The 8,859-nt window shown below is 71.4% G+C and carries 9 protein-coding genes and 1 pseudogene; 6 read left to right on the plus strand and 4 right to left on the minus strand.

Annotated features, from left to right (window positions below; translation table 11 throughout):
* From ACTIR_RS24435 to ACTIR_RS0119330, 3 genes and pseudogenes are all read left to right on the plus strand, one after another.
* A pseudogene (locus ACTIR_RS24435) lies at positions 1-359 on the plus strand (hypothetical protein); the annotation flags it as partial.
* 181 nt (positions 360-540) lie between these two features.
* Complete coding sequence (locus tag ACTIR_RS0119325; protein WP_026455505.1) at positions 541-1,782, plus strand: lipase family protein; 1,242 nt, start codon at positions 541-543, stop codon at positions 1,780-1,782.
* A 133-nt stretch (positions 1,783-1,915) separates the two neighbouring features.
* The gene (locus ACTIR_RS0119330) at positions 1,916-2,623 is read left to right on the plus strand and encodes an HNH endonuclease family protein (protein WP_026455506.1); all 708 of its coding nucleotides are present in this window, start codon (positions 1,916-1,918) and stop codon (positions 2,621-2,623) included.
* A gap of 63 nt (positions 2,624-2,686) precedes the next feature.
* Here ACTIR_RS0119330 and ACTIR_RS0119335 read toward each other — a convergent pair whose 3' ends face one another.
* The 3 genes from ACTIR_RS0119335 to ACTIR_RS0119345 all read right to left on the minus strand — a co-directional run bounded on the left by ACTIR_RS0119335 (position 2,687) and on the right by ACTIR_RS0119345 (position 5,343).
* The gene (locus ACTIR_RS0119335) at positions 2,687-3,100 is read right to left on the minus strand and encodes a DUF3151 domain-containing protein (protein WP_007024533.1); all 414 of its coding nucleotides are present in this window, start codon (positions 3,098-3,100) and stop codon (positions 2,687-2,689) included.
* A gap of 109 nt (positions 3,101-3,209) precedes the next feature.
* Positions 3,210-4,238 (minus strand): class II fructose-bisphosphate aldolase, encoded by a 1,029-nt coding sequence (fbaA, locus tag ACTIR_RS0119340; RefSeq protein WP_026455507.1) that lies wholly within the window; start codon positions 4,236-4,238, stop codon positions 3,210-3,212.
* A gap of 265 nt (positions 4,239-4,503) precedes the next feature.
* On the minus strand, positions 4,504-5,343 hold the full coding sequence (locus ACTIR_RS0119345) for an LLM class F420-dependent oxidoreductase (protein ID WP_026455508.1): 840 nt from the start codon (positions 5,341-5,343) through the stop codon (positions 4,504-4,506).
* A gap of 90 nt (positions 5,344-5,433) precedes the next feature.
* Between ACTIR_RS0119345 and ACTIR_RS0119350 the strand changes: the two genes are divergently transcribed.
* The 3 genes from ACTIR_RS0119350 (at position 5,434) to ACTIR_RS0119360 (ending at position 8,278) form a co-directional block, all read left to right on the plus strand.
* Entirely contained in the window at positions 5,434-6,360 is a 927-nt protein-coding gene (locus ACTIR_RS0119350) for an SDR family oxidoreductase (protein ID WP_052583959.1), read from the plus strand.
* 144 nt (positions 6,361-6,504) lie between these two features.
* Entirely contained in the window at positions 6,505-6,966 is a 462-nt protein-coding gene (locus ACTIR_RS0119355; protein WP_026455510.1) for a pyridoxamine 5'-phosphate oxidase family protein, read from the plus strand.
* Positions 6,967-7,150: 184 nt separating this feature from the next.
* A complete protein-coding gene (locus tag ACTIR_RS0119360; RefSeq protein ID WP_026455511.1) occupies positions 7,151-8,278 on the plus strand; it encodes an NDMA-dependent alcohol dehydrogenase in 1,128 nt (375 codons plus the stop codon).
* A 30-nt stretch (positions 8,279-8,308) separates the two neighbouring features.
* Here the strand turns inward: ACTIR_RS0119360 and ACTIR_RS0119365 are convergent, their stop codons facing one another.
* Entirely contained in the window at positions 8,309-8,596 is a 288-nt protein-coding gene (locus tag ACTIR_RS0119365; RefSeq protein WP_026455512.1) for a YciI family protein, read from the minus strand.
* Positions 8,597-8,859 lie beyond the last annotated feature (263 nt).

Here is an 8,859-nt window from a genome sequence, read left to right on the forward strand (position 1 = left end):
CCGCACTCGAACGCGCCCGCGGCGGCGTGGACCGGCCCGTACCGCTGATCCGCAACGACGCGGGCGGCGTCCTCGTCGGCAGCGGGGTGCTGCCGCGGGTCCGGGGGCGGGCGTACTGCGACGACACGGTGGCCCTGCACGGGCCGTCCCGGTCGGTCGAGGTGCACGCGGGTGAGGACGGGCTGGTCGTCACGGTGACCCGGGGCAGGCTGGTGCGCCGCCGCACGCGACACACCGGCAGGGCGTTCCAGATCGCGTGCGACCCGGTCGTCCCGGTCTCGGACGGGGTGCCGCATCCGCGGTCGATGACCGGGTGGACCTGGTACCGCCACACCTCCGACCTCCGGCTGGTGCGGTGATCGGTCGGCGCCTCGCGCCCACCCGGCTCCGCGGTGGGAGATTTTCCTCATAGGTGCGGACCGAAAAGCGTCCGCTCATCTCGTCGTTCCGTCCACAATTTCCCCCCGACTCTTTGACAACGGCCGTTGTCGCACGAGAATCCGGTCCGGACAGTGTTGTCGAGACCACCCTGGAGCGCCCATGCGACCACCGGGCCGGACCCGCCGATCCCTGGCGGCGTTGCTCGCCCTGACCACCGGCGCGGCCGTTCTCACCACCGGAACGAGCCTCGCGCAGGCCGCGGACGCCGGAGACTTCTACACACCCCCCGCACCCCTGCCGCCGGGCGCGAACGGCGACGTCATCCGGGCGGAACCGTCCGCGTTCCACCTCGACCCGGCGGGCCTGATCGAGTTCGCGGGCGACTCCTACCGGATCATGTACCGCAGCACCGACACCCACGGCGCCCCGGTGGCGGTGACCGGGACGGTGCTGGTGCCGGACACCGCGTGGAGCGGCGCGGGCGAGCGTCCGCTCATCGGGTACGCGCCGGGCACCCAGGGGGTCGGCGACGACTGCGCCCCGTCGAAGAAGCTGGAACTGGGGATGGAGTACGAGGGGCCGTTCGTCACCGGCCTGCTCGAACAGGGGTACGCGGTGGTGGTCACCGACTACGAGGGGCTGGGCACACCCCGCACGCACACCTACGTCAACAGCGCCTCCGAGGGGCACGCCGTGCTGGACGCGGTCCGTGCCGCGCAGCGGCTGCCCGAGGTGGACGTACCGGACGACGGCCCGGTCGCGCTGGCCGGGTACTCGCAGGGCGGCGGCGCCTCCGCGTCGGCCGCGGAGCTGCATCCGTCGTACGCGCCGGAGCTGGACGTCAAGGGTGCCTACGCGGGCGCCCCGCCCGCGGACCTCGCCGAGGTGGCGCCCGGCCTGGACGGCCACTACGCCGCGGCGTTCCTCGGGTACTCGCTGCTGTCGCTGGACGCCGCCTACGACGACATCGACGTCCGTTCGGTGCTCAACGCCGAGGGGGAGGCGATGCTCGCCGAGGTCGCCGAGCAGTGCACCGGCGAGGCGCTGATCGCGCACGCCTTCACCCGGTCGGAGACGTTGACCGAGGACGGCAGGCCGCTGACCGACTACCTGGACGAGGAGCCCTACGCCTCCCGGGTCGCCGAGCAGAAGCTGGGCGAGCGCGCCCCCGAGGTGCCGACCCTGGTGGTGCACAGCGTGCTCGACGACATCGTCCCGTACGCGCAGGGCAGGCAGATGGCGGCGGACTGGTGCGCGCGGGGCGCGACCGTGCGGATGACCACCTCGGCGGTCCCCAGCCATGTCGGCGGCATGCTGCGTGCCTACCCGGAGGCCGTGTCCTGGATCGGTGACCGGTTCGCCGGTGAATCCGCCCCGGACAACTGCGACCGTCTGCGCTGACCCCGGGCCGGTCCGGCCCCGTGGCCCCGGCGCCGCCGCCCGGGGCCACGGGGGCCACGCGATCTTCGTCTCATCCGGCCGGTTGTCACCCGATGGTGTTGATCGGGAGCGACCGGTCGGTCACAGTCGGGACGTGTCCATTTCGCGTACTTTCCGTATCATCATCGCCACTCTCGGTGTCACCGCCGTGGTGGGGGCGTGCTCGGCGGCGGAGGACCTCGGGATCTCGACCGAGGACTTCGGCTCGACCTCCTCGTCCACCGCGCCGTCGAGCCAGGAGGCCGATCCCGCCCCCTCCGGTGGCGACGTCGACGAGGAGACCGCCCGTGCCCGGCTCGCCGAGCTGACCGTCGAGGAGGAAGGCACCCTCGACGGGTACGACCGGGAGGAGTTCCCGCACTGGAGCAGCCAGGGCGACAACTGCGACACCCGCGAGGTCGTACTCGAACGGGACGGCACCGACGTCGAGACCGGTGAGGACTGCTACCCCACCTCGGGCAGCTGGGAGAGCCCGTTCGACGGGGAGACCTGGACCGATCCGTCCGATCTCGACGTCGACCACATCGTGCCGCTCGCCGAGGCCTGGCGCACCGGGGCCGACGAGTGGAGCACCGACCGGCGGGAGAGCTTCGCCAACGACCTCGACGGGGTCAACCTGCTCGCGGTGACCGACAACGTCAATCAGTCCAAGGGCGACCGCGGCCCCGAGGAGTGGCTGCCGCCGCTGGAGTCCTACCACTGCGAGTACGCCGCGCTGTGGATCGACGTCAAGCACACCTGGGAGCTCACCGTCGAGCAGGAGGAGAAGTCCGCACTGGAGGACGTGCTCGCCACCTGCTGAGCACCCGTCGGTGCGACGGGCCGGCAGCGCGACCCGTCGCACCGACGTGCCGAACCGACCGCGTCAGGACAGGCCGGTCGCCTCGGCCGCGGCCGGGTCGGAATCGGTGATGAGCTGCGCGCAGCGGTCGTACTCGTCGTTCTCGCCGATCCGTCCCGCCGCCTTGGCCAACGTGGCGGTCGCCCGCAGGAACCCCTGGTTCGGGCGGTGCGCCCACGGGACCGGACCGAAGCCCTTCCATCCCGCCCGGCGCAGCTGGTCCAGACCGCGGTGGTACCCGGTGCGGGCGTAGGCGTAGGCCGCGACGTGCTCGTCCCCGGCCAGGGCGCGCTCGGCGAGCGCCGCCCACGCCTCGCTGAAGTCGGGATACTCGGCGGCGACCTCCGCCGGATCCGTCCCGGAGTCCATCGCGGCCTCCGCGTCGGGCCGCTCGGGCAGTCGGGTGGCGTCGGGTTCGAGGAGATTGCCGTGCGTCATGGGTGCCATTCTGCGGCACGGAGACCGGACACGACGGGCCGACCCGGCACCGCCACCCACGGCGGCGACACCGGACCGGCCCGGACGCGGAGGACGGGCGGAGGAAGCCTCAGAGCTTCTTCCCCGCCGACTTCAGGCTCTGCGCGGCCTCGACCACGCGGTCGGCCATCGAGCCCTCGGCCACCTTGAGGTAGCTGCGCGGGTCGTAGGTCTTCTTGTTGCCGACCTCGCCGTCGACCTTGAGCACGCCGTCGTAGTTGCGGAACATGTGGTCGGCGATCGGCCGGGTGAACGCGTACTGCGTGTCGGTGTCCACGTTCATCTTCACCACGCCGTAGGAGACCGCCTCGTGGATCTCCTCCAGCAGCGAGCCGGAACCACCGTGGAAGACGAGCTCGAACGGCTTCGCGTCGGGGTCCATGCCCAGCTTCTCGGCGGCGACCCGCTGCCCCCGCCGGAGCACGTCCGGACGCAGCTGCACCGCACCGGGCTTGTAGGAGCCGTGCACGTTGCCGAAGGTCGCGGCGAGCAGGTAGCGCCCCTTCTCCCCGGCCCCGAGGGCGTCCACGGTCTTGAGGTAGTCGCCCTCGGCGGTGTAGAGCTTCTCGTTGATCTCGTTGGAGACCCCGTCCTCCTCACCGCCGACGACGCCGATCTCCACCTCCAGGATGATCTTCGCGGCGGCGGCGCGGTCCAGCAGGTCGGAGGCGATCTTGAGGTTCTCGTCGAGGTCGATCGCCGAGCCGTCCCACATGTGCGACTGGAACAGCGGGTTCTTCCCGTTGGCGACCCGCTCCTTCGAGATCTCGATCAGCGGGTTGACGAAGCCGTCCAGCTTGTCCTTGGGGCAGTGGTCGGTGTGCAGGGCGATGTTGACCGGGTACTTCTCGGCGACGACGTGGGCGAACTCGGCGAGCGCGGTCGCCCCGGTCACCATGTCCTTCACCTTCTGGCCCGACGCGAACTCGGCGCCACCGGTGGAGAACTGGATAATGCCGTCACTCTCCGCCTCGGCGAAACCACGCAGTGCCGCGTTGAGCGTCTCGGACGAGGTCACGTTGATGGCCGGGTACGCGAACTCGTTCGCCTTGGCCCGGTCCAGCATCTCGGCGTAGACCTCGGGGGTCGCGATGGGCATCGATGTCCTCCTCGGATGCGGGCGCTTGGGCGGACCCTTCTTCCGGCGTACCGGCCGCCGGCGACACCACGCGGGCGCGCGTGGTGGCCGGGACGGGGTCCCTGCCCCGCATCCTACGAGGACGGCCCCACGGACGCGGGTGGCCGTGACCCGGGGTGTGATCCCGACCGGGTCCCGGTCACCCGCGGTCCGGCGCGGGGAGTCTCCGGCCCGTGCGGTCCCGGCCGTGGGTCCGGGGCCGTTTGGGTTCGGGGGCGGGTGGGGTTCAGCCCGTGAGGTTCAGGGCCCCGGCGACGGCCCGGTAGGTGGGCAGCGGGTCGGCGTCCATCGGCAGCGCCTGGATGCACACGTGATCGGCGCCCGCGTCGAGGTGGGCCCGCACCCCCTGCGCCAGGGCCTCGGCGTCACCGTGGACGGCGAGCTCGTCGATCAGCCGGTCGCTGCCGCCGTCGGCGATCTCCTCGTCCGCCCAGCCGAGCCTGCGGAGGTTGTTCACGTAGTTGCGCAGCTTCAGGTACGGGTTGTTCACGGCGGGGCGTGCCGCCGCCCGTGCCCGCTCGGGGTCGGTGTCGAGCACGACCTTCTGCTCCGGCGCGAGCAGCACCCGGTCCCCGAGGATCTCGCGCGCCCACCGGGTGTGTCCGGGTGTGGTCAGGTACGGGTGCGCGGCGGCCGTGCGCTCGGCGGAGAGCTCGAGCACCTTCGGCCCCAGCGCGGCCAGTGCCCGGTCGCCCACCGGGACGCCCGCCTCGTCCAGTTCGTCGAGGTAGGACACGATCGTCTCGTAGGGCTTGCGGTACTGCTGGGTCGCCTCCGGGTGTCCGACGCCCACACCCAGCAGGAACCGGCCCGGGTGTCTGGCCGTGATGCGGTGGTACGAGCGCGCGACCGTGGCGGCGTCGTCGGACCACATGTTGACGATCCCGGTGGCGACGGTGATGTGGTCGGTGGCGTCGAGCAGTGTGTCGACGATCTCCAGGTCGCCGGACGGCGAGCCGCCGATCCAGATGGTGCCGTAGCCGAGTCGTTCCACCTCGGCGGCCAGCTCGGCGTCGAGGCCGCCGGTCCAGCGCCAGATACCGATTGTGCCCAGTTTCGGAGTCATACCTCAGCCCAACACCGAACGCGACTGATCGCATTCCCTCGGGGCCTACCGTTCAGTAGGCTACTTCGAGTAAGTTAACGCCCGTCCGACATGGCGACCGACCCGGCGATGGAGGCAGGCGTGGCGCGTGGCAACGGCAGGAACGTGCAGGACAAGGTCGTACTGATCACCGGAGCGGCGCGCGGGATCGGGGCCGGTCTGGCCCACCGCCTCGCCGCTGACGGGGCGAAGGTGGCGCTCGTCGGGATCGAGGCCGAGGAGCAGCGCAGGGTCGCCGAGGAGATCGGCCCGGCCGCGCACTCGTGGGAGGCCGACGTCACCGACTGGGACGCACTGGGCAAGGCCGTCGACGGCGTGGTGGAGCACTTCGGCGGGATCGACATCGTCGTCGCCAACGCGGGGATCGCCACGACCGGGTTCGTCCGCTCGGTCGACCGGGACGCCTTCGAGCGGGTGTTCGAGGTGGACATGCTCGGTGTCTGGCGCACGTTCCGCGTGACCCTGCCGCACGTGATCGAACGGGGCGGATACCTGCTGGCGATCTCGTCGTTCGCGGCCATCGCGCACGCGCCCGGCATGGCGAACTACTCGGCCGCGAAGGCCGGGGTGGAGGCGTTCTGCAACAGCCTCCGCGGCGAGGTGGCGCATCTCGGCGTCAAGGTCGGGGTCGCGCACCCGAGCTGGATCAAGACCGACCTGGTGGACAGCGCCGACGCGCACCCGGTGTTCGGCGAGTTCCGCTCGAACATCCCGGGGCCGCTGGGCAAGACCTACCCGCTGGAGCTGGCGTTGGACGCCATCCGGGCCGGCATCCACAAACGCGCGCGCACCATCCACGTGCCCCGCTGGGTCGGTGCGGTCAAGCTGTTCCGCGCGGTGCTGCCGAAGCTGACCGAACTCGGCGTCAAGAGCCGGATCGCCAAGGCCGACGCGGCGGCCCTCGCCGACATCGAGGCCCGGGGCGCCCGCGAGGCGGCCGTCACCGGCCGCTCCGGCCGCGCCGCCACCACCGACTGACGGTTCCCTCGCCCGGGGGGTTGCCGTGAAGGCCCCCTTCCCGGCGTGTGCCGCGGCGAAGGGGTCCTTGCCTGCGTGTGGTGCAGTGAAGGAGTCCTTCACTGCACCACCCACGGTCACGACGTGAGACAGGAGGCGCGAGACGTGTCACGGCGCGAACAGATCCGGATGAGTCCGGAGGAGGTCAGCAGCTACCTCGCCGGGCAGCGGGTGATCAACGTCGCGACCCTGGGGCCCAACGGCAGGCCGCACCTGGCGCCGCTGTGGTACTTCCCCCGCGGGGAGGGGGTGGCGACGTGGACGTACGGGAAGTCGCAGAAGGTCGCCAACCTGCGCCGCGACCCGCACGCGACGGTGCTGGTGGAATCCGGGGACAGCTACGAGGAGCTGCGCGGCGTCTCGATGGAGTGTGACGTCGAGTTGGTCACCGACCCGGCGGCGGTCACCGAACTGGGGCTCGGCCTCACCCGCCGGTACACACCCGGGGTCGACGAGGACGCGCTCGCTGAGGTGGTGTCGGCCCAGGCGCCGAAACGGATCGGCCTGGTGTTCACCCCGACCCGGATCGTGAGCTGGGACCACTCCAAGCTCGGCGGTACCTACTGACGCACTGACGCACGGCGCCCCGGGCCCCCGACCGGTCGACTCGGCGGCCCGGGGCGTCGACTCGGCGGCCCGGGGCGTCGACTCGGTGGCCTGGAGTGGCGACTCGGCGTGCTGCGGGTGGTGACTCGCGGGGTGGGTTTTCGGTGTGATGCATGTCATGCTGTCTCCCGCGAAGGAGGCGCGCATGAAGACCAAGGCAGCGGTTCTGTTCGGCCCCCACACACCCTTCGAGATCGTGGAACTCGATCTGGACGGTCCCGGTCCCGGAGAGGTCCTGATCCGGTACACGGCCTCCGGGCTGTGCCACTCCGACCTCCACCTCGTCGACGGGGAACTCACCCCGCGCTTCCCGATCGTGGGCGGCCACGAGGGGGCGGGAGTCATCGAGGACGTCGGGCCCGGGGTCACCCGGGTCGCCCCGGGCGATCACGTCGTGTGCAGCTTCGTCCCGAGCTGCGGGCACTGCCGCTACTGCGCCACGGGCAGGTCGAGCCTGTGTGACCTGGGCGCCACGATCCTCGACGGTTCCCTGCCGGACGGGACCTTCCGGTTCCACCACGCCGGTACGGACCTCGGGGCCATGTGCATGCTCGGCACGTTCGCCGAGCGCGCCACCGTCTCGGAACACTCCGTCGTCCGGATCGACGACTGGCTGCCGCTGGAGACCGCGGCCCTGGTGGGCTGCGGGGTCCCGACGGGGTGGTGCAGTGCCAACTACGCGGGCGGCGTGCGCGCGGGCGACACCGCGGTCGTCTACGGCATCGGCGGTATCGGCATCAACGCCGTGCAGGGCGCCGTGCACGCCGGTGCCCGGTACGTGGTCGCGGTCGACCCGGTGGAGTTCAAGCGGGAGACGGCGTTGAAGTTCGGCGCCACGCACGCCTTCGCCACCGCCGACGAGGCCGCCGCGACCATCGCGGAACTGACCCGGGGCCAGATGGCCGACCAGGCGCTCGTCACGGTCGGCGTCGTGGACGAACAGGTGATCTCCGACGCGTTCGACGCGATCGGCAAGGGTGGCACACTCGTGGTCACCGGACTGGCCGACGTGGAGAAGCTCACCGTGCACGTCTCCGGCGGCGTGCTCACGCTGTTCGAAAAGACGATCAGGGGCACGCTGTTCGGGTCGGGCAATCCGCAGTACGACATCGTCAAGCTGCTCCGGCTGCACGACTCCGGCGCCCTCGCCCTCGACGACCTCGTCACCCGGAGGTACACCCTGGACGAGGTCAACGAAGGCTACCGGGACCTGCGGGAGGGCCGGAACATCCGCGGCCTGATCGTGCACGACACGGACGGCGCCGGGACGTGACCGCGCCCCACCCGCACCGGTGCGGGTGGTTCAATCCGACGACGCGGGCAGCCAGGAGCCGAGCACGGGTTTGAAGTCGCGCACGGTGCGCTCGGCGACCGCACCCTCGACGTAGTACGGATCGGCGTCGATGATGTTCTGCAGGTGTTCGCGGTCGGTGGCCTGGTACAGCGCCATCCCCCCGGTGTCGCCGTCCAGCGGCCCGGCGAGCGCCACCACCCCCTGCTCGGCCAGTGTGGACAGGTACTCCCGGTGCCGGGGCCGCACGTCGGCGTACTTCTCCGGGACGTACCGCTGCTCGACCACGAACCAGGGCATGCCGCCTCCTCGTCTCACCGTATCCTCGGCGTACCCGGCGCCGCGACGGCTCATGCCGCCGCCGGTGCCGCCGACCGCGTACGTTGGGAGCCGAGGTCGACAGCCAGATACGCTGTGTACTCCGGAGTCTCCCAGGACTCACCAGGCACCGTCGACGATGGGCAGGTTTCGATGCACGGCAGCGCCGAGCCCATGCGCCACCGCAGCACCGCACACGAGACGAACCCGCCACACACCGGGACCGCGCCGGAGTCGGCGCCCGC

This window comes from Saccharomonospora iraqiensis subsp. iraqiensis, assembly GCF_000430445.1.
Classification (GTDB): Bacteria; Actinomycetota; Actinomycetes; order Mycobacteriales; family Pseudonocardiaceae; genus Saccharomonospora; species Saccharomonospora iraqiensis.

What these genes read in the sequence shown, in the direction of transcription:
- ACTIR_RS0119325 (WP_026455505.1), top strand. Translation starts at nt 541, where the DNA reads ATGCGACCACCGGGCCGGACCCGCCGATCCCTGGCGGCGTTGCTCGCC.
- ACTIR_RS0119335 (WP_007024533.1), bottom strand. Translation starts at nt 3,100, where the DNA reads ATGACGCACGGCAATCTCCTCGAACCCGACGCCACCCGACTGCCCGAG.
- fbaA (WP_026455507.1), bottom strand. Translation starts at nt 4,238, where the DNA reads ATGCCCATCGCGACCCCCGAGGTCTACGCCGAGATGCTGGACCGGGCC.
- ACTIR_RS0119345 (WP_026455508.1), bottom strand. Translation starts at nt 5,343, where the DNA reads ATGACTCCGAAACTGGGCACAATCGGTATCTGGCGCTGGACCGGCGGC.
- ACTIR_RS0119350 (WP_052583959.1), top strand. Translation starts at nt 5,434, where the DNA reads ATGGCGACCGACCCGGCGATGGAGGCAGGCGTGGCGCGTGGCAACGGC.
- ACTIR_RS0119360 (WP_026455511.1), top strand. Translation starts at nt 7,151, where the DNA reads ATGAAGACCAAGGCAGCGGTTCTGTTCGGCCCCCACACACCCTTCGAG.
- ACTIR_RS0119365 (WP_026455512.1), bottom strand. Translation starts at nt 8,596, where the DNA reads ATGCCCTGGTTCGTGGTCGAGCAGCGGTACGTCCCGGAGAAGTACGCC.